At 36.1% G+C, this 18656-nt stretch carries 22 protein-coding genes and 2 pseudogenes; 5 read left to right on the top strand and 19 right to left on the bottom strand.

Features of this window, described 5'->3' with window-relative positions; genetic code table 11:
• Positions 1-9 precede the first annotated feature (9 nt).
• Positions 10-660 (top strand): ABC transporter ATP-binding protein, encoded by a 651-nt coding sequence (locus I858_RS06115; RefSeq protein WP_065524366.1) that lies wholly within the window; start codon positions 10-12, stop codon positions 658-660.
• 266 nt (positions 661-926) lie between these two features.
• Here I858_RS06115 and I858_RS06110 read toward each other — a convergent pair whose 3' ends face one another.
• The 10 genes and pseudogenes from I858_RS06110 to I858_RS06070 form a co-directional block, all read right to left on the bottom strand.
• Complete coding sequence (locus I858_RS06110; protein WP_065524367.1) at positions 927-1181, bottom strand: type II toxin-antitoxin system RelE/ParE family toxin; 255 nt, start codon at positions 1179-1181, stop codon at positions 927-929.
• A gap of 52 nt (positions 1182-1233) precedes the next feature.
• The gene (locus I858_RS06105; protein WP_083553663.1) at positions 1234-1626 is read right to left on the bottom strand and encodes an AbrB/MazE/SpoVT family DNA-binding domain-containing protein; all 393 of its coding nucleotides are present in this window, start codon (positions 1624-1626) and stop codon (positions 1234-1236) included.
• A gap of 171 nt (positions 1627-1797) precedes the next feature.
• A complete protein-coding gene (locus I858_RS06100) occupies positions 1798-2121 on the bottom strand; it encodes a hypothetical protein (RefSeq protein WP_065524368.1) in 324 nt (107 codons plus the stop codon).
• A 107-nt stretch (positions 2122-2228) separates the two neighbouring features.
• Entirely contained in the window at positions 2229-2534 is a 306-nt protein-coding gene (locus I858_RS06095; protein ID WP_065524369.1) for a hypothetical protein, read from the bottom strand.
• A gap of 453 nt (positions 2535-2987) precedes the next feature.
• Positions 2988-3335: a type II toxin-antitoxin system PemK/MazF family toxin gene (locus I858_RS06090; protein WP_065524370.1), complete on the bottom strand. Its 348-nt coding sequence runs from the start codon at positions 3333-3335 to the stop codon at positions 2988-2990.
• A gap of 83 nt (positions 3336-3418) precedes the next feature.
• Positions 3419-3700, bottom strand: a complete 282-nt coding sequence (locus I858_RS06085) for an AbrB/MazE/SpoVT family DNA-binding domain-containing protein (protein WP_065524371.1) — start codon at positions 3698-3700, stop codon at positions 3419-3421.
• A 206-nt stretch (positions 3701-3906) separates the two neighbouring features.
• A pseudogene (locus I858_RS17325) lies at positions 3907-4035 on the bottom strand (MFS transporter); the annotation flags it as partial.
• Positions 4028-5161 carry a flavin monoamine oxidase family protein gene (locus tag I858_RS06080; RefSeq protein ID WP_065524372.1) on the bottom strand — a complete coding sequence of 378 codons (1134 nt, stop codon included), beginning with the start codon at positions 5159-5161 and terminating at the stop codon, positions 4028-4030. The pseudogene I858_RS17325 and the gene I858_RS06080, both read right to left, overlap by 8 nt.
• A 93-nt stretch (positions 5162-5254) precedes the next feature.
• The gene (locus I858_RS06075) at positions 5255-5842 is read right to left on the bottom strand and encodes a TetR/AcrR family transcriptional regulator (RefSeq protein WP_065524895.1); all 588 of its coding nucleotides are present in this window, start codon (positions 5840-5842) and stop codon (positions 5255-5257) included.
• A gap of 243 nt (positions 5843-6085) precedes the next feature.
• Entirely contained in the window at positions 6086-6856 is a 771-nt protein-coding gene (locus I858_RS06070) for an SDR family NAD(P)-dependent oxidoreductase (RefSeq protein ID WP_065524373.1), read from the bottom strand.
• A 285-nt stretch (positions 6857-7141) separates the two neighbouring features.
• Here I858_RS06070 and I858_RS06065 point away from each other — a divergent pair, with 285 nt between their 5' ends.
• Complete coding sequence (locus I858_RS06065; protein WP_065524374.1) at positions 7142-7636, top strand: zinc metalloprotease; 495 nt, start codon at positions 7142-7144, stop codon at positions 7634-7636.
• Between the two features lie 277 nt (positions 7637-7913).
• Positions 7914-8189, top strand: a complete 276-nt coding sequence (locus tag I858_RS06060) for a hypothetical protein (RefSeq protein ID WP_065524375.1) — start codon at positions 7914-7916, stop codon at positions 8187-8189.
• 288 nt (positions 8190-8477) lie between these two features.
• Here I858_RS06060 and I858_RS06055 read toward each other — a convergent pair whose 3' ends face one another.
• The 9 genes and pseudogenes from I858_RS06055 to I858_RS06015 all read right to left on the bottom strand — a co-directional run bounded on the left by I858_RS06055 (position 8478) and on the right by I858_RS06015 (position 16676).
• Positions 8478-9491, bottom strand: coding sequence for a serine hydrolase domain-containing protein (locus I858_RS06055; RefSeq protein ID WP_065524376.1), 1014 nt, complete (start codon positions 9489-9491; stop codon positions 8478-8480).
• 308 nt (positions 9492-9799) lie between these two features.
• A complete protein-coding gene (locus I858_RS06050) occupies positions 9800-10186 on the bottom strand; it encodes a DnaJ family domain-containing protein (RefSeq protein ID WP_065524377.1) in 387 nt (128 codons plus the stop codon).
• Positions 10183-11415, bottom strand: coding sequence for an MFS transporter (locus I858_RS06045; RefSeq protein WP_065524378.1), 1233 nt, complete (start codon positions 11413-11415; stop codon positions 10183-10185). Before I858_RS06045 ends, I858_RS06050 begins: the two co-directional genes overlap by 4 nt.
• Positions 11416-11654: 239 nt before the next feature.
• Positions 11655-12104 (bottom strand): annotated as a pseudogene (locus I858_RS06040) (SRPBCC family protein).
• A gap of 314 nt (positions 12105-12418) precedes the next feature.
• On the bottom strand, positions 12419-12745 hold the full coding sequence (locus tag I858_RS06035) for a hypothetical protein (RefSeq protein ID WP_065524379.1): 327 nt from the start codon (positions 12743-12745) through the stop codon (positions 12419-12421).
• 266 nt (positions 12746-13011) lie between these two features.
• The gene (locus tag I858_RS06030) at positions 13012-14421 is read right to left on the bottom strand and encodes a protein kinase domain-containing protein (protein ID WP_065524380.1); all 1410 of its coding nucleotides are present in this window, start codon (positions 14419-14421) and stop codon (positions 13012-13014) included.
• A gap of 104 nt (positions 14422-14525) precedes the next feature.
• Positions 14526-14987: a hypothetical protein gene (locus I858_RS06025; RefSeq protein WP_065524381.1), complete on the bottom strand. Its 462-nt coding sequence runs from the start codon at positions 14985-14987 to the stop codon at positions 14526-14528.
• Between the two features lie 116 nt (positions 14988-15103).
• Entirely contained in the window at positions 15104-15589 is a 486-nt protein-coding gene (locus I858_RS06020) for a hypothetical protein (protein ID WP_065524382.1), read from the bottom strand.
• A gap of 427 nt (positions 15590-16016) precedes the next feature.
• Complete coding sequence (locus I858_RS06015) at positions 16017-16676, bottom strand: hypothetical protein (protein WP_065524383.1); 660 nt, start codon at positions 16674-16676, stop codon at positions 16017-16019.
• A 450-nt stretch (positions 16677-17126) separates the two neighbouring features.
• Between I858_RS06015 and I858_RS06010 the strand changes: the two genes are divergently transcribed.
• A complete protein-coding gene (locus tag I858_RS06010; protein ID WP_083553661.1) occupies positions 17127-17732 on the top strand; it encodes a VanZ family protein in 606 nt (201 codons plus the stop codon).
• 292 nt (positions 17733-18024) lie between these two features.
• Positions 18025-18627, top strand: coding sequence for a hypothetical protein (locus tag I858_RS06005; protein WP_065524384.1), 603 nt, complete (start codon positions 18025-18027; stop codon positions 18625-18627).
• The last annotated feature ends 29 nt before the right edge of the window (positions 18628-18656 follow it).

Here is an 18656-nt window from a genome sequence, read left to right as displayed (position 1 = left end):
TTGAGTGCCATGTCGATCGTTGAAGTCAAGAACATCAGCAAGTCTTTTAAAGGCGTTCCCTTGTTTGAGAACGCGAATGCGGCATTTGCCAAAGGGAAAATCCATGGAATTGTCGGACCGAACGGTTCCGGGAAATCGGTTTTGTTTAAACTGATCTGTGGATTTTTGAAACCGGATAGCGGAACCATCGTAATTGATTCTGAGTACAGAACTGAAAACGTTGATTTCCCCAAGGGTTTTGGGATTGTCATCGATCGCCCCGGCTATTTGGCGAATAAGACGGGGTTTGAAAACCTGAAAAGATTGGCTGCCATTCAGAATCTGATCGGAGAAACAGAAATAAAAGAAGCCATGGAAACGGTGGGATTAAAGGCAGATGCGTCGCAGAAAGTGAAAAACTATTCTCTGGGAATGAAGCAAAAGCTTGCCTTGGCCCAAGCGATCATGGAAAAGCAGGAAGTCCTTATACTGGATGAGCCTTTCAACGCGTTGGATTCGGAAAGTGTCCAAAACATCCGCCAGTTATTGTTGAAATTCAAGGAAAACGGAAAAACCATCATCATGACCAGTCACAACAGCGAAGACATTGACTTGTTATGCGACCAGGTGTACCAAATCAACAACCAAAAGTTGGAATCGAAACTGATTCCTTCTACGTGAATTTAGCAGGAAAAAGACACGTTTATGAATACAAAAGGAGAGAAGAGGATCAGTTGATGATCCTCTTCTCTCCTTTTGTATTCAAGTACCATGTAATCCGATATATTTCAAAGAGCTCATCTATTTCTTAATCTTTAATGGACACTCTTCGCTACTGCAGTTGGGTTTTAAATGTAACTTAATTAGTATTAAGTTACATTCAAAAAATTATTTTGAAGCTGAATAAAATCCAACAAAAAGCCATCCTTTGCTTAGGATGGCTTTTATCAGTTGCCTAGATACCGTTTTAATTCCAAATAAAAATTTTCGCGTGTCACAAGCAATACAACCAGAACCAGTTCGCCCTCTTCATTTTCTTGTAGAGCATAACACAGCTCATAATTGATGCATCTCTGATGAAGGTTCAAACAGGAATAGCCTTTTAAATCCCCTTTTTTCGCTTCGCCAATGGCCGGATCCTTACGGATGCTCGTAATGGTTTCGTCCATTTTCCGATAGAGGACTTGGTCGGACTTCTTGATCTTTTTTAACTCTTTTCCAGCTCATTTGCTGAGCTGAACCGGCAACAAGTCTTCACTCATCTTCCAGGGCGTCTAAATAGTCGTCTAAACTTCCCTGGATGACAGGCTGAGCCATCGTTTCCTGTTCCAATGTTTGAAGGGCTGCTGGAATGTCTGCTTTGATTTCCTTGAATTCTTGTAACAACTCTTGTCCGGAAAAACCTTGAGCGATTAAGTCCTGCAAAATATCTGCGGAAAAATCGACTTCTTCGAATGTGGCAGGTCGGATGATGATCTCCGTCCCCGTAAATTCCATGACGGCTTCATCGGTAAGTCCAAGAGCCAAGTAAAAATCTTTGGGGATGCTCAATTGTCGTTGCTGCGAAACACGTACCCGTCTTTTGGCTTTTTTTCCGGGCTTCAGTCCGTGTTCAGACGCTCTGTTTTTCGGTATAGGAGCACTCATTAGTTTCACTCCTAACTTTAAAATAAAATTATTTATTTCTTTATTTTAAATAATATCACTTTCTTAGAAGGAATGAACGTTCAAAGTACTATAAGATTCCGGCTTTTAACGACTTGCTGAAGACTGTAAAAAAAGAAAAGTGAATGTAACTTATTTGCTATTAAGTTACATTCAGATTTGTCCTTCATTACCTGTACGACCTCTTTTATTTTTAAAGAACTCCATCACAAGAATATTTATGAATGCGTTTATCGGAATGAAAAATAGTAATGTCACTATACCCATTGAATCAAATAAACCTTCTGTCTGTTTATGAAAAGTTTGAACGTCCAATTTGTAAAGATAAGCCGAAGCAATTGAAAGAATAAGTGCATTTACAAAAAAGACTGCCAAAATTCTTGTCCATTTATTTGCTTTTGTTTTTATCATCCAAAGAGCTGCCAGAGAAGAAACAAGTAAAGAAAATAGAATAATTCCTAGAAATACTGGATGCAAATTTATCCCTCCTAGATTGATTTTGTTAGGATTTTGAATGTAACTTAATTCACAATAAGTTACATTTACTTCTCTTTGTAATTTTACCGCATACGCTTCTCATACTTCTAACCCCACCACATAACTGTTACAAAAAATGACCAGATGGTTGCGCTAGGCGCGACTGTAAATAAAATCAACAAATAGAATTCTCTATTATTTGAAGCGAATTCTTGTTTTTTAAATAGGAGAAATACCAAAAAACCTGCCACCAAATATAAAAAAATGCCAAGAACCGTCAGGCCAGTCAAGTAATAGACTGGGTAGATCATTACGAAGTATTCACTCAAAAAGTAAGCCAGTCCTTGCCCAAATACACAAAAAACGGTACCTAGTAAGAAGATGCTAATCAGAATCACATAAAAGTTTCTCATCAATGAACCTCTTTCTTTTAGTAATCAACTTTTCTAGCACATTTGAATGCAACTTAACTGCACATAAGTTATATTCAATTTCTTGATATTCTATGTTATTTTGGTTCTTCTGTTTTTATGAGCTTCTTGCAGATATATCCGACAATGTATTCCCTCTTTGTTATTTCTTCAATATCCTGATCTCCACTAACTCATCTAGTACCTGATCTAACTTTTTCCATAGCTTTGTATTTTCATATCTTTCATATGGATGTGTCATTCTACTAGTACCTCCACTTTTATTTTTGTATCTCTTCTCTATAATACTTATTTTACCATTCTTGATTTTTATAGATAGAGTCAATAAATTATTTCTCGTGAAAAAAGCGTTCGTAAAAGTACAGGTTTACAGACAAAAAATGAGTCTAGTACTCAAAAAGACCAATCATAATGATTGGCCTTATTTTCTTTACCCTATAAAAGTAATGGCATCGATGATAGCCTTGCATCTTCAATCAACTCTTGATCGGCCTCGTCTGTTAATCTTGCAGCGCTAGCTAATGGATCAATTACCTTTATCTTTTCACACAATACATACCCAGTTGTCTGATTGTTTACTACGCTGTTCTTGTTATTCTTGGTTCTTCCATTTACCGGTACATGAGTCGGGTAACCTTTATTCGTATTGGGGATTAGCAAAACCCAAATTAAGTCGGTCTCTTTATGTACATTTTCTTCTGAAACAACGATGGCTGGACGATAACCTTTTGCCGGCGACATATCGATCTTAATAATATCCCCAACTTTAAAAAATCTTGTCATCACTACTCCCCCAATTAAATAGTGCCTGTACTTTTCCATTGAGGATTAAGTACAGGCAAACGATTTTTGAGCCTATTAATTGCTTACCAATATTCTTTTCCGACTGGTTCTACTTCATCCCAAAATGCTTCAGACTCAGGTTTTTCACCATTATAACCAACAAATAACTTTTGAAACGGAGTTAACTGGCTTTTTCGAACTAATGAAATTCGATTTGGTTCAACCTCTACATCAAATACAGCATCATCAGTTGCATTGAATCCGGCTTCCTCAAGGATATCTCTTGTAAGCCGAACTGCTTTACTGTTACCCCAATTCTGAAGTTTAGCCTCTCGGTGACTAACTTTCTGCTTGATTTGCGGCATGTGAATCAACTCCTCAGAGTGCTATTTATATAACAAGTATATACAATGCATCTACAATGTATCTACATTCAGCATGCAATAGCTCTTTTAAGATTCTTCTATAATGGAACTCGATTAAAAAGTAGGCAACATTCGAAATAAACTCTTTTAATCAATCTAGCTGTTTATTTTCCTTCTGGTAATGTGTCAAATGTAAACTAACTTTTAGCTGCAAGACCGGCGCCGCCAAAAATTGGAGAGAGGCTTGCCACAAAAATGACGCGTCGGTATATTTCCTTCAACTTTTCGGGTGAATCTATGTAAGGCTGAATAAAAACCTCAGTTTTCTCAGCCACTTGAATCACTTTCTTTCCTATAGAAGTTGTTCTTTAGGTTGACGACTTCAGCTACCGCTTGTTCTGCTGACTGAAGGGCGCCTTCAAGATGCCCCCCGAACTGCGTACTCGTTTCAGTACCGGCAAAGAGAATTTTGTCCTGCCATTCCTCCCACTGCGGCGGCTTGCCGTATGCCGGAAAATCCATTAGTGGAATGGAGTCGTCCTCTACAGCGGTCTCAGCATCGTTGGACCAATCCTTATAAAAGATGGAACGCACATTTTTTGCCTCGGGTCCAAAAAGCCGAACCAATTGGTCAATTACCATTTCTTTTAATTGGTCCTCTCCCAGTTCTTGTCGTACTGCTGCGGGCATTCCAAAAAAACCGAAAAGCGCACCGGGGCCTTGCACTGGAGAAGCATCGTGAATTTCCTGCAAAGGACCAACCCAGCTTGTAGCATACCCCGCCAGTCCTGCATCCCTCCAAAACGGATGATCGTAAACTGCAACTACTTTTGCCTGACCAGCCATCCAAGTAGGCTTGTTGAGTAGATCCGTCATCACATCTGTAGGTAGCGAAGGTGAGAATTCAATGTGCTGGGCTATAATCCGAGGGGGTAATGCTAGGATGACAGCACTTGCCTGAACTTCTTCTTTTTTGCCATTCGCAAACTTTGTTTTAATGGTAATAGCGCCAATTCGATCAAATCGAATTGACGTAACTCGCTTCCCTAATTCGACTGTACCTAGCGGAAGCGTCTTCTCAACTCCAGCAATCAGGGATTGGACACCTCCTGTGAATCGCATGGACTTTTCCATAGAGCCTTCCGGCAGAACAAGACGTTGTGGCGGACCATTCAGGCTCCGCTCTGAAACCATGGCACCTTCAGTATATTGTTCAAACGTACCCAGATTCAGGCGGCTGGCAAGCCCAGCAATCACCTTCTCATACTGTGGCCAAAACCAAGTCGGCCCTAAATCAAATTGTTTCGATTCTGCTCTGTCGGAGACGGCAATACTCAACACTCTACCCCCGATTCGATCTCTTGCTTCAAGAACTCGGCAATTGATACCGTGTTCTACAAGTAAAGAGGCTGCATAGAGGCCGCTTAAACCAGCGCCGATAATGACTACAGGATGATTCACATTCGTTACTCCTTCCGACTGTGCATTTATTATTAATTATAGATTTTAAAGCGTTTTTCTATTTTTGCTGCTCTTCTGCATTTAGCACTCGAATTATGGGCTTGTTAAGATGTTCAAGTTTTTCAGCAGATTTCGGACCATCATGTCATAATACTGAAGGTCTCCTGAAGATCGCGCTAATAATTGGGCGCCCTGTACAAATGCCATGATGATCTGCGACTGTTCTTTTGAGCTAATTTGAGAATCCAAGATACCCATCTCCCTTCCTTGTTCGATGACGTTTTCTAGCCAGGTTTCATTATCCCGAAAGAACCCATTGATTTCATCACGGATTTCCATTGGAAAAGAAACAAGTTCAGCTGCCATCATGGAACAAAGGCAAAGTTTGGCATTCTCTACCAGTGGGTCACGGTAATATTGAAAAAACCGATAAAGATTTTCTTCAGGACTATCAGAGGATCGGCCAATCTGATTCAGCCCTGTCATGAATTCTGTCCGGTATCTTTTAAGAATTGCTTGGACAAGGTCCTGCTTGGCCGGAAAGTAATAATGAATGCTGGCTTTTTTGATGCCGATTTGTTCCGCCACATCCGCATAGCTAATGGCATTATACCCGCGTTCTTGAATCAGGTTTTGTCCAGTATCCAGAATCTGCTGCATGGTATCTATATTTTTTTTCATATACTCAACCTTCCATCTAAAATAAATTCCACTTATATCCTTAATCATATTACCAGCAAATAGCAAGGTTCTGCTGTTTCGATAAAGAACCTGCTAAATTGAATTGAAGCCCCTACCGGTTTCGGATAGGGACTTCGATTGCTAATATACCATAGGCAGCTGCAGAAAAAAATGACGTTCATTCAGAAAAACAGCAGATGTACCTGTACGTTGGAAAGATAAAGAAAGGGTAAGCCAAGCGTATTATCTCAATCTTGCTGTTACGCCACCGTCTACTGGCAATATCACGCCAGTGATAAAGGAAGCTTTGTCGCTCGCTAAGTACAAAATCGCTTCAGCGACATCCACAGGCTGTCCGTTTCTTCCGAGCGGATGGAACTCGTTGAACGTAGGAAGCACTTCGGCCACTTGTTCTTCAGACATAAAGGTGTTGTAGATCGGCGTTTCGATAACAGCAGGTGCAACAGCATTCACGCGGATGTTATCCTTGGCAAACTCTACTGCAAGGTTTCGGGTCAACGTATGTCTGCCGGCCATTGCTGCCGAATAGGCAGCGGAAGGAGTCGCTTCAACTGATTGAATCGCCCACATAGATCCTGTGCTGACGATTGCACCTCCTCCTCTTTTCTGCATTTCCGGAATCGCTGCTTGCGCTGGAAAGAATGTTCCTTTTACAATTGCATCCAAGTAATTGTTCAAATCATCTTCACCGTGTTCCAAAAAGCCGGTAGGATTGAAAATGCCGGTATTGCAGACCAATACATCCACGCCGCCAAACGTATCTACTGCTTTTTGTACCAATGCAGCCCCAGTTGCTTTAACACTAATATCTCCAGCTACATAATCAACTTTTTCTCCTGATGGATCAAGCTCTTTCATAGTTTCTTTCAACACGTTTTCTCTTCTGCCGTTGATAACTACTTTAGCGCCTTCTTCAAGGAACCGTTTAGCTGCCGCTTTCCCAATTCCTGATCCTCCTCCTGTAACAATAACCACTTTATCATTAAATAACATTTATTTTTCCTCCTTTAAATTGTGCTTTCTATTTGCTTGAGTGCTTACTTTTACATTCTACCTACTGGTAGGTAGAATGTAAAGCGTTTTAATTAATCCTTTTTATATTCCGATTTTAAATTTTAATGACTTCAATTTTAAAATTTTGTAAAGTACAATTTTCAGAGCAAAAAAGAAGAAGCTCACGCTTGAGCTCCTTCTCTTCCGATAATCCGGAATATGTAAACCAAGTTATTTGAAACTATCAACGATTTATTACGTAAGTATTTCCAGAGGTGAATTAAAATGATTTCATTTTTTATTTTTTATTTAATAGGAGTGCCCGTTTCTATACTATTGCATGAAGTAGGGCATGCTTTAGGAATCACGCTATTTACAAAAGAAAAGGCACATGTTTATCTTGGCCCAGCAAACGATAATAACGAAGAAAATTTTCGAATTGGAAGAATGCACTTTCATATCAAATGGGCATTCTTTGGTTTTTGTTTTGTTAAAAACAGAAGCGATTTCACAAGCTTTAAAAGTATTATGTTTTCAGCAGGAGGTCCAATTATCTCTTTGCTGCTATGTATTGCTGCTTATCTCGTTTCAGCTGATCTAACGCATTATGGAACCAAAAATTTTTTAAATGGAATTATATACTTTAATCTCATCTTATTTATTTTCACAAGCATCCCTATAACTTATCCTAATTGGTGGAAACCGAAACCTTATGCTGGACGTCCTTCTGATGGTTATCAGATCCTAACAGCTTTAAAATCAAAAAATAATTCAAGATGAATATCAACTGTTTGTAAAAATACAATTCACAAACAAAAAGGAGAAAAGATGCGCTACGTACAGCCCCTTCTCTCCTTTTCACTATAAGTAACTTCCGATAATGTGTCATATGTAAACTAAGCACTGACAGGAACTCTGTTCTTCTCCAGTTATACATAAGTCTTAGTTTTTAAGCCTCCATACACTCCCCCTAATATATGGTAGTATTATATTTAGTAAATCATTTATAAGAAAAATTATTGTTAATTTATCTAAAAAGTGAGATAGGAGGATTAGTATGATTTTAATTTTAGCTGCTTACATCGCTTTGCTAAGCTTTGCTGTTCACAAAATTGCTGGAGACGATAAGGAGAGATGGATCAATGCTGGCTATCTTACCGCTTTTGTACTCCCTCTTGTAGTTCATTTTCTTATTCTTAATATTGTAGGCGCTATTACTGGTGCTGGGATGGGTGCAAGTGCCGCAGGATTATTATTCGCAGTTGCAACATCAATTACCGGATTCGTCTTTTTGTATATCGGTTACGTCTCCAAAGCCGCGCGCAACCACTGATATTATTTGTAGTGTCTTTCTAAAAGGCACTTTTTTTGTTGATCTTTTAGAGTTGATTTATTATAAGAAAGTCATTCTGACCACCTTGTTTCTTGGTAAGAGTTAATTTTTATCACCAGTTTTTTCATTCATAGAAAGTCTAATAACTAGAAAACAATCGCAAAAGGACACTTAAATGAATAAAAGAAGGCAAGAAGTTAAATCAATCACTTCTTGCCTTCCGATAACTCATGATATGTAAACTATTATACTTCGTAAAATTATTCCTATTAATAGGATAAAGAGGTTTTATAAGCAACGGATTATTGTGTCTCCAAATGTCCTCACATCCTCTAAATAATCATATCCTGCAGGAGATCCAAAACTATTAAAAGCCCTCACGGCTACTAGATTAAATTGAGGAATTACAAGTAGTGTGACTCCTGTATAACCTAGTATCTGAAAAGATCCCTTTGGAACTAGCTCCCCTATTTCCGACTTTTTAGCGGGCAAGTCTTTGACAAACCATAAAAACCCGTTCTGAGGGAAATCAGCATCAATCGTTTCCGGACTGTGAATGGAAGTAGCTAACTCAATAATTTCACTCGGAACAACCTGTTCGTCCCCTACCAGACCCTTATTAAGATGAAGCCCTCCCCATGTGGCTAACTCTCTTACAGAGGCATACATATTTCTTTCATTTCCAGAAATGCTTTTTCCGTTGTACCAGCTCAAATCATCCGGATCTCTTATAACCTCTACCAGATTTTCATTTACTTCTGTGTACCATCCAGTTTCTGCAAAGTTCAATTTGTTAAACACCTGTTCAGCTAAGATTTCTGCAATACTCTTTCCAGTGGCATTTTCAATGACCTTGGTTAACGTATCGATCCCTACACCCCTATATGCCCAACTTTCTCCTGGTAAGAATTCTCTTTGAGTTTCCTCTCCATTATTTTTTAATCCATGCGTATGAGTTAAGAGATGCCTAATGGTGACTCCTTCGAAAAGTTCAGGCTCATTTGCCTGATAGTATTTCGTGACTAAATCATTTATAGACTTTATAAATCCTTCTTTAACAGCATATGCCGCGGTAAAACCAATGTAGTTCTTTCTGACTGAAGCAATATGAAATTGAGTTGTTTCCTGAATTTCTTTTGCATTTTCTTCTTTAGAATGCGTACCCCAATACTTTTCTACTACAACTTCATCATTTTGCATGATTAAAAGTGCAGATCCTGTGCAGTCCACTACGTTAGCAGTATTTTTAACATGTTCGATAACGGTTTCAAATGATGAATCGATTTTTTTATTGATAACCATATTCCACCTAATTCCTTCTGAATTTAAAAAGTCAAAATAATTTCTATGAATAGAAAAATCTTGCCGTTCTCTCTTTCATCAATTTTATCATTTTAATACTTAGTGAATACCACAAATAATTCCACATTTAACTAACCCGTTCGTAAAAGTACACTTTTGCAAATTAAAAAGACAAGGAACTTATAATTTGAACTGAGCCACAAATGTATCACTTTTTTAAATGTCTATCACCTGGTGTTCAGTTCACCTCTTCACTCTCTTTTTATTTTTGCATCTCCTCATAATTCCTAAGATATAAAATTAAATCATTATCTCCAACGTTCCATGGCCGCATCCAAATTTTCTATCCTCACTGATCCTTTTTGAAGAGGTATCGGACAAATTTGGTTAAATTCATGAATTTTATCGTTGAGTAACGCAACCCTTAATTGCACATCGCTTCTCTTTCCTTTGCTTAGTTGAAGAATCGCATCTTGAATCCCATCCCGAATGTCATGCTGGAGCTTTAGCCAATGGGGTTTATGCCCTGCCTCATTTGCCACGCGCTGAAAATGCTGAAAAAGATCTCCTGAAAAATATTCCGCTGACAAAGGCTTTCCGGCACCGGGCAAATCATCCATTCCACCTATTTTAGTATATTCCTTTAAAATGTCTCCAATTAAATCATTTCGTGGGTTCGAATCATATTTGCTCATCTGACCTCTTCCTCCTCTTCTTGGTAAAATGCAGCTTTTTGTGATTTCAATACAAAATAGGAAAAGACGATTGATGCCAGCAACATAATGCTAGCCATTCCAACAATGGTAACTCGCAAGGAAATCACATCTGCTAAGATACCGATTCCTAAGATGAACAGGACTTGTACGACACTTTGAACCAATTGAAAAATGCTGGTGACTCTTCCCATCAGCGCAACTGGAATGTTGTTTTGGTAAAATGTAGCCATGCCAGTATTCATGAAGACATTGAAAAAACCTAAAATCAGGAAGCCGATTGTAATGGTGAGGAACGACCAAGAAAAAGCATACAGGACATAGCCGACCGCCGTCATCACCAGACCGAGCACAATCATAAACCGTAAAGAGAACTTTGACGAAAAGATGGTAAGCAGAACGCCGCCACTAACTGAACCAATGCCGGTGATACTGATTAACAAGCTGTAGTCTACTTCGGAAAGCCCAATTACCTGTTGGGTAAACACGACTTCCTGGGCATCCATGGCGAACGAAAAAATCATGACCAGAATAAAACTCAGGTAAATAATAGCGATGTATTTGTTTTCAGAAAGGAATTGCTTAACCACTGTAAAATCACTCCATACTTGAGCAACGGTCATCTTAGGAATCGTCTCACGGTCAATCTCTTCTTGCTCTGGAAGTCCCAAAAGCAGAAGTGCTGCAATCACAAAGAAAATTGCATTGATCCAAAGGGTGGCCTGAATCGAGCTAAGCAGAATTAACGTACCGCCGATGGCGGGACCGATGATAAATGCACCGGAAGAAGTAACCGAACGAATGGAGTTGAAACGTTTTCTCTTTAATTTCGGCACTAGCATGGTTGTATAGGTGGTCGAAGAAGGACCAAAAAAAGACTTAGCGATACTCAGGAAAACGAGAATCACGTAAATGCCAACGATATTGGGAGCATAGGGAATCAATGCGATAAATCCTGCCCGCAAAAGATAAGTCGCGATAATGACTTTCCTCTTGCTGCGGTAATCGATAAAGCTTCCAGTCCAAAACTTCGTCAAGATGTTGACAATCGGTCCAATGATCCAAAGTCCGGCTACTGCTGCAGCAGAACCAGTCATTTGATAAACAATGATATTGATGGCGACCAGGTAAATAAAGTCACCGATGCCAGCAATGCCAAGTGAAGTCAGCAGTATGGCTGGATCTTTCCAATCTTTTAACTTTTTATTCATTTTGGCCCCCTATAAAATATATTGGGTCTTCTAAAAGCACTGTTATTTAAGCAAAGTATTTACTATTCTTATAATAACATTAATTTCCATCTGTAAGATATACGTAAAGTGTAGCCACGCATTCGTAAAAGTACATTTTCACGAACAAAAAGGAGAAAAGATGTATTGGTTACAGCCTCTTCTCTCCTTTGCAATATAAGTAGCTTCCGATAAGCTGCGATATGTAAACTCTATATCTTCTAATATTCTGCTATTTTCTTTAGTTCAATTGCCCGGTCCACAATAAATTGTTTCATATATTTTTCTAAAAATAATTTGTCGGCTATTTTTCCCAAAAGGCCAAGAGGAGAACGATAAACAAATCTGTCTTTCATGATTGTTCCACTGTCTTTTTCGATAAATTCATGCGTATGAGTAAAAGAATAGAATGCTCCTTTCACCATTTGATCTGTAAATCGATAAGGTTTTTCCATTTCGACGATTCTAGCTGTGAGTTTTTGCTTCACACCAAAATGAATAGCTTCCCAAGTTACGCTGTCTCCTTCTTCCATTAACCCTGTAGTCACTCCTGCAATAGCTCATTCTTTTGTCTTAGCAGTAGTTTCGGTATGTATATCAACATTTCTGGCAAGATCGAAACAAACTCTGATTGGAGCTTGGATATAAATTTCATGTGTGATAATTGGCATGAGTGAAATTCCTCCCAGCTATCTTCTTTGTCTTTAAAGTCTCTTAACTCAAAATTTTTTGGACTAATTTTTTTGATTCCATAGGCTTTAATCTATGTAAATGAAATTTTTATATTGACTACCATATTAACATTCATTACTACTCAACGAAATAACCTACTCTATAGTCCCCACAATTAAGCGTTCGTAAGAATACACTTCCGCGAACAAAAGAAAAAGAAGAAACTCATTGCTGAGTTTCTTCCGATAATGGGTCATATGTTAACTACATTTTGTACATTGGAAAAATCCCTTGTTTCTTATGCTCTGGATTATTATAGACTTTCTCGATATATTTCATCTATTTTATCGTTTATTGCGTTTGCTAAATAATCATCTTCATACTTATCAATTTTTTTAAGATCTTGAATTATATTAGCTACTCGTGTATCTGGATAGCCAAGTAAAGTAGGAGTCATTTTAGCATTGAAAAATTTTCCATCATCCAGTTTGACAATCCAATTATAATCAACTATACGCGAAGAATAGCAAACGATAGGATCGAGTGTTAAAGAAAACTTATGATGATCGACTTCATAATGTTGTTCCTCCAAGTATTTTTCCTTTAACATTGTAATTTTCTTGTCCTCAAATATAGCCATTATTAAAACTCCTCTTTTAGTTATAATTTCCTTTAATATTAAAAATTATTTATAGAATCAATTAATCAAGCACTAAAAATTTAAAAAATATCTGGTTATGAGTGGCCCCCTCTCGTTTTTGTATCAGCCTTCTAAATCTTTTCCTAGCTGACCGTTTTTTCGAAATTCACCAGCACTAATTCCTCACTTTTAGTTACCCGTTCTTTTGGAAAGGCTTCACCACTTCCCACTAAATACTATAATAATAAGGGGTGAAAAATATTTATTTAACGATATTCCCATTTTATTATTTCTTCAATAAGGTAGTTTCTTTTTAGTCTTAATTCATTAAGTTTAAATACTAAATCCAAATCCCTTTTCAACCCATTATGAGAGGAGTATTCTTTCTCGAATTTCTCACCTAATGTAGTAAATAGTTGATTCAAAAATCTTATATACTCATTCTCTTCTAAACTCTTGTTAGCAAGTTTAATAAATTTTAATACATCTTCTAAAGATTTTAATTCTAGAATCTCTTCGAAATTAAAATCAATTATATTAAAATCCTTAAAAATATCATTATTTTTTAATATAGTTAAGTTTACATTTTTTTTCAAAAGTTCATAATAACTTAAAGTCAACTCAAATGACCTTAATTCTAAATCATGTTGTTTTGTTTCGAATAGATAATCATATATTTTAGTGGTTAGTATGGTCATCAATAATTTCTTTTCCATTTTTCTTCCTTTAAGAGAAATAAACTCTGAAATACTCTGAACATCTAAATACGTTGAAGCTAATAAAAAATCTAGCATATCATTTAAGACTGCATCGTTAAAATAATTAGCTCCTACTAATTCATATATCTTAACTATATTTTTTAAAGTAGAACTTACAATAATAGGTTCAACACATCTAACATCGTCAAGATTTCTAATACTATGTCTTCTAGGATTTAACGAGCTATAATACTTAAAATTCAATAAGCCGTACTTATTCTCTTCTGGAAGCAACTTTAAAACTGTTTCCAGTAACAAAGCAGATTCACGTTGTTTATTATATTTCTCGGACGTCGATCTATTCAAAAGACTTGTTCCAAAATCTAAAATCTTAACTTCATAATTTCCTTTTTGATTATCCATTTCCTTTAATAAAATATTTTCTGAATGCAGGTCTCCATGTAACACATTAATTCTATGACACTCATTAACAGTTTGTAACACATCATTCAAGATTTTAAATCTAATATTAGCTGCTATACTTTTGTTAGCAGCTAAATGTTTTTTTAAAGTTACACCTTCCACCCATTCCATAATTGAATAACAATAACCTTTTTTAGAAATACCTGCTTTATAGATTGCTATAATAGAGGGATTATTTAAATGAGCTATTTTTTTTATTTCTTCTTGATACTTCTCAAAATAAATGTTGTAATGTCTAGATTTTACATTTGGTAACCATATTTTTACTGCACATAATCTGTCTGTTATATCTTCTCTAGCTTTTAAAACAATACCATTTGCTCCATTTCCAACAAACTCTATAAAAGTAATATCAGGAATAGTTAATTCTTGCCATTTATTCTTATCCTCATTATTTCTAATCCATTCTTCTCTTATAAACTGTTGCTTTAAATCCAAAGGTACTAATTTCAATTTATTATTTTCAAAGTAGTAGTCCATTCTTTCTTTAGCCATTTTCTATTCTCCTATTCCAATTGCAGAGCAAAAATATACGTTCACTTTTTTAATCATTAAGTGAGTTAATTTCATAATTCTGTTACATTCAGAATTCACATTACTTACAGGTTTTCTTCATTGCTAATTACGCCATATCGTTGCTCTTTGCCCATCCATTGGCTAACATCACGCCATTTTAGCTCTTTAGCGGAGATCCAGCTTACAGGATGAAGAAACGGGTGATTAATTTGCCATTCTTCATCCTCTGCCCAATAGAATTGTCCTTCTTCTAGTACTAGTTTTGCTCCATAGATAATTGAGTCCTGGTCTTCTGAACGTGGTTGTATATGAAAGTGAGTGACCCCTTTAAAGAGCAATTCGATGGCCGAGGGATCTCGGTATTGTCTTTGGAATAAAATACGGACGCATGTATCTAGATTGACTGACATACTCACGGAGAGGTCTTCATCAACGAAAGTCTCCGTCGACATATAAAGTTCTTTCAAACAGCTGTCGTGAAATCCTCCGAAGAGATACATGAAATTTTCAATGTCTGTAGAGCTATTAACCTTATTCCAATTCACTACATCCCATCCTTTTTAGCAGCATGATTAATTACCGTGTGAATACTCATTTTCTAATGTTTTGAATGTAACTTAATTCACAATAAGTTACATTCAGTTTCTCTAAATAAGTAACCTTATTTAAATTCTTCAGGACTCCATGTTGCTATTTCATTTTCTGGAACAGCCACAATTAACCAGTCGCCACCCCCATATCCGTCTCTATCTCCAACTTGCCAGCATTCATAGTTTTCATCATGCCCATTCACATACAATACTTTTCCGGACTCAAGCGAAATATACAGATGTGGCGAATCGTCTCCCAACCAAACATCTTTAACTTTTTCTCGTCTGTTTCTTAAAAGCAGTTGAAAAGATTCTTCATCATCTAGTTCTTCTAAGTTTTCTTTAGAAATCGTTATTAATCTCTCATAATTGGTAATGATAGCGATTTTCCTTATCTCGATGCTTAACCACAACATGTCCGGCTCTTGTTCAGAGAAATGTGTAAAATAGACGCGCACTATCCCAGGACTACTGCCAAACTGAAACCCATCAATCTGACTTCCAATGAGCAATTGTTTTAAAGCTCTCTCTGCAAAGTTTTTATTTTCTCTGTTCATTTCATCCCACCTTTATCCTTCACTTTACGAATGTAATTTAATTGCACATAAGTTACATTCAATTCCTCGATACTTATGTTATTTCTTCAATGTCCTGATTTTCAACTAACTCATCTAGTACCTGATCTACTTTTTTCCATAGCTCTGTATTTTCATATTTTCCATATGGATGTGTCATTATGCTATTTACCTTTACTTTCATTTTTGTGTCTCTTCTCTATAATACTTATTTTACTATTCTTAAGTTTTATAGATAGAAGTTGATAAATTATTTCTCGCTAAAAAACCGTTCGTAAAAGTACACTTTGACAAACCAAAAAGGCAAAGAGCTCATAGTTGAGCTTTTTTCCTTTTGGTGATTAAGAACTCTATCGATCATCGGTAAAATATTATTCTAGAAGTTCTGACATATGAATTTGCGCTTTTTTTACTGTAAATAAACTGTTTTAAACTGATGTTCACATGGTTTTCTTTCATGAACCCTGACTTCATCATTACCTACCCATTTAATATCTCCCAATAATGGATAGAGCAATTCGAATATTGGCTCTGTTTGATAAAGGACTTCTGAATAGATGTGCTTTTGTTCTTTATCTTCAACTACTAGTGAAGCCGTACAATTATATATCCCAATCTCTATTTCAATTTTCGCTTTCAATTTACGATTGGGACTTGATTTTGGCTTTTTATACGTTTTTTTAAATGTATATTTTTTTCCTACTACCTTTTGATACGCATATAAAAATGGCTCTTCATCCCAACCCTTGTCTTTACAAATAACCCGTAATCCATCCATCATTAGGTCAAGTGTCTTTTTCTTTTTCTCTAAATCGGATAGCTGGTAAAAATTACTTACATCATAGGGGATCGTTACAGGCAATAACCCGTCCATGATGACGGGTTGACAAGTCAATTCAGCATTTGGATAACACTCAAATTGGACACTACTTACATCATCAAAATGAAGTTTAGGTAAGAACTGTTCAAAGAGATAAACAATGCAGTTGGTTTCCACATAAAATTGACTTTGTTTAGGTTTATGATGTTGTGGTGAACGATCTTGAAAATTAAAGCCTCTAAATAACATTCAATAATCTCCTCCTTATGGTCTTGAGTGATATCTACTATCTACATCCTGCCACGACCATGTGGTGTCCGTGAAATCATCTCATAAGCAGCAATCGATTCGTAGCAAATACAAAGCTGGTTACTAAAGATTTCAATAATTCCAATACCGTATTTACAAGCTTTTTTCTTTTCATAATGCTTGATAGCTAAACCTGGATCCTATCGAAATTCGAATTTTTAACTTCATGGCACCGATTTTTGAATGTATCATATTTTCATTTGAAGTTGGTTTTGATGGATTTTATAGCAAAGCGAATGAAATAGGGAGACTGAATGTAACTTAATTAGAGTTATGTTACATTCGCATCTAATAAAAAAATGGAACTTGACTGGAAAAATATTGGTATAATCATCTGAGATCGTTAGTAGATAAAAAAGAGGTGTGAAAACACTAAGAGAGAGGGAAATCGTGTTCAAGACATTGAAATCTAAGAAGTTAGTAAAAATCTTATTATTTTTGGTGAGTTTGTTAATCGGAAGCTGGTTGTATGTAAGCTTTTTTATGAACTTATTGCCTCGTTTTTTCGGCAATATGGAAAATATCGAAAAGAACGTTTTAGCCGTTTTGATCATTGTTATTACTACCTACATATTGCTGCTGATTTTACTTAGAATCGACAGCAAAAAAGAAAGATATGTTCTTTTAGGTCTTTATTTATTGGTCTTAATTTTAGGGTTATTGCGCCTTGACCCACAGCACCGATACGCCACTGGAGAGATCGGATTAAATCCACTTGGTTTTATTTCAGATATATCAGGCGATGAGGCTTCTTTTTACGTCATGGCCATCAATCTAGCAATTTTTGTCCCTTTTTATTTCTTGTTAGCATACGCTAATATTCTCAAAGGGTTTTGGTCCAGGCTTCTCATTTTTGAACTATTTATTCTTTTAATTGAGTATTTACAGTTCCAATTTAATTTCGGCCTTTTTGATGTCTCGGATATTTTCTTATACAACATTGGTTTTTTAGTGGGATACGTTATTTCTTTGTCTATTTTAAAACTTTTAAAATAGGCAAAGAGACAAGGAACTGAATGTAACTTAATTGCTATTAAGTTACATTCAGAAAGAATAAAAAATTTCATTGAATTTCTATTTTCTAGTAAATTAAAACTTTAATTGAAGTCAGTTGATATGGTCAACCAGTAGTTTTCTTTGTTTTGGAAGTAGAGAGTCTGAAATAGGGCATTTATAAAATATTTGTTATTTTTTCTAAAATAAGTATATACATAATTTGTTAATTAAGTTACATTTATTACTGATATCAGAAATAATAATTTTTTTATCAATAAAATAAAAAAGGGGGATGGACCAAATTATTAACTTAAAAGGAAAAAGCCTATTTCCTATATTGAGTTTACTTGTTCTTTGCTTTGTACTTGCTGCATGTACAAATAAAACTTCAGAAAAAGAAAGTAATACATTAAATGAAATAAGCACTGGTGATGGAAACTTATCTGCAATTACCGCTGTACTTGAAAAAGAATTTAATGGTCCAGATAAGGAATATCTTCGAATCACTAACGATATTGAAGAGAATATGATAAAAGACGATGTCCAAACTTATGAAGATGGGGCGCCTGAATTAGCAGTATATGAGGATTATCTAGAAATGACTTATGGAGAGTATTTCACAGAAAATGGTTACTCTAGTTTTAAACCTTTTGCTTTCTATTACCATTCAACAAATGATTATAAGATGAAAACTGAAAATATAGAGATTGATCAGAGCTCAACTAATAAAGATTATTATAGTTTTGTCGTTCAAGTTAATTATCAAAACGATAGTGAAACTAAAGAATACGAAATTACTGGATCAGCTATTTGTCCAGAAGAGGGCAAAATTGGCAAAATCTCTTTCGATGTAAATGAAGATATGACAGAACAAATTATGAATAAACCTAATTAAAATTAAAAAGCGCTGACAGCTTCCCATTG

This window comes from Planococcus versutus, from assembly GCF_001186155.3.
Taxonomy (GTDB): domain Bacteria; phylum Bacillota; class Bacilli; order Bacillales_A; family Planococcaceae; genus Planococcus; species Planococcus versutus.
Note: the sequence above shows the minus strand (reverse complement) of the source record. Positions and strands in the feature narration are given on the sequence as shown.

Excerpts from the sequence above, each read along its gene's own strand:
- I858_RS06115 (WP_065524366.1), top strand. The coding sequence starts at position 10 with ATGTCGATCGTTGAAGTCAAGAACATCAGCAAGTCTTTTAAAGGCGTT.
- I858_RS06105 (WP_083553663.1), bottom strand. The coding sequence starts at position 1,626 with ATGAGTGCTCCTATACCGAAAAACAGAGCGTCTGAACACGGACTGAAG.
- I858_RS06095 (WP_065524369.1), bottom strand. The coding sequence starts at position 2,534 with ATGAGAAACTTTTATGTGATTCTGATTAGCATCTTCTTACTAGGTACC.
- I858_RS06090 (WP_065524370.1), bottom strand. The coding sequence starts at position 3,335 with ATGACAAGATTTTTTAAAGTTGGGGATATTATTAAGATCGATATGTCG.
- I858_RS06085 (WP_065524371.1), bottom strand. The coding sequence starts at position 3,700 with ATGCCGCAAATCAAGCAGAAAGTTAGTCACCGAGAGGCTAAACTTCAG.
- I858_RS06075 (WP_065524895.1), bottom strand. The coding sequence starts at position 5,842 with ATGAAAAAAAATATAGATACCATGCAGCAGATTCTGGATACTGGACAA.
- I858_RS06070 (WP_065524373.1), bottom strand. The coding sequence starts at position 6,856 with ATGTTATTTAATGATAAAGTGGTTATTGTTACAGGAGGAGGATCAGGA.
- I858_RS06065 (WP_065524374.1), top strand. The coding sequence starts at position 7,142 with ATGATTTCATTTTTTATTTTTTATTTAATAGGAGTGCCCGTTTCTATA.
- I858_RS06060 (WP_065524375.1), top strand. The coding sequence starts at position 7,914 with ATGATTTTAATTTTAGCTGCTTACATCGCTTTGCTAAGCTTTGCTGTT.
- I858_RS06055 (WP_065524376.1), bottom strand. The coding sequence starts at position 9,491 with ATGGTTATCAATAAAAAAATCGATTCATCATTTGAAACCGTTATCGAA.
- I858_RS06050 (WP_065524377.1), bottom strand. The coding sequence starts at position 10,186 with ATGAGCAAATATGATTCGAACCCACGAAATGATTTAATTGGAGACATT.
- I858_RS06045 (WP_065524378.1), bottom strand. The coding sequence starts at position 11,415 with ATGAATAAAAAGTTAAAAGATTGGAAAGATCCAGCCATACTGCTGACT.
- I858_RS06035 (WP_065524379.1), bottom strand. The coding sequence starts at position 12,745 with ATGGCTATATTTGAGGACAAGAAAATTACAATGTTAAAGGAAAAATAC.
- I858_RS06030 (WP_065524380.1), bottom strand. The coding sequence starts at position 14,421 with ATGGCTAAAGAAAGAATGGACTACTACTTTGAAAATAATAAATTGAAA.
- I858_RS06020 (WP_065524382.1), bottom strand. The coding sequence starts at position 15,589 with ATGAACAGAGAAAATAAAAACTTTGCAGAGAGAGCTTTAAAACAATTG.
- I858_RS06015 (WP_065524383.1), bottom strand. The coding sequence starts at position 16,676 with ATGTTATTTAGAGGCTTTAATTTTCAAGATCGTTCACCACAACATCAT.
- I858_RS06005 (WP_065524384.1), top strand. The coding sequence starts at position 18,025 with ATGGACCAAATTATTAACTTAAAAGGAAAAAGCCTATTTCCTATATTG.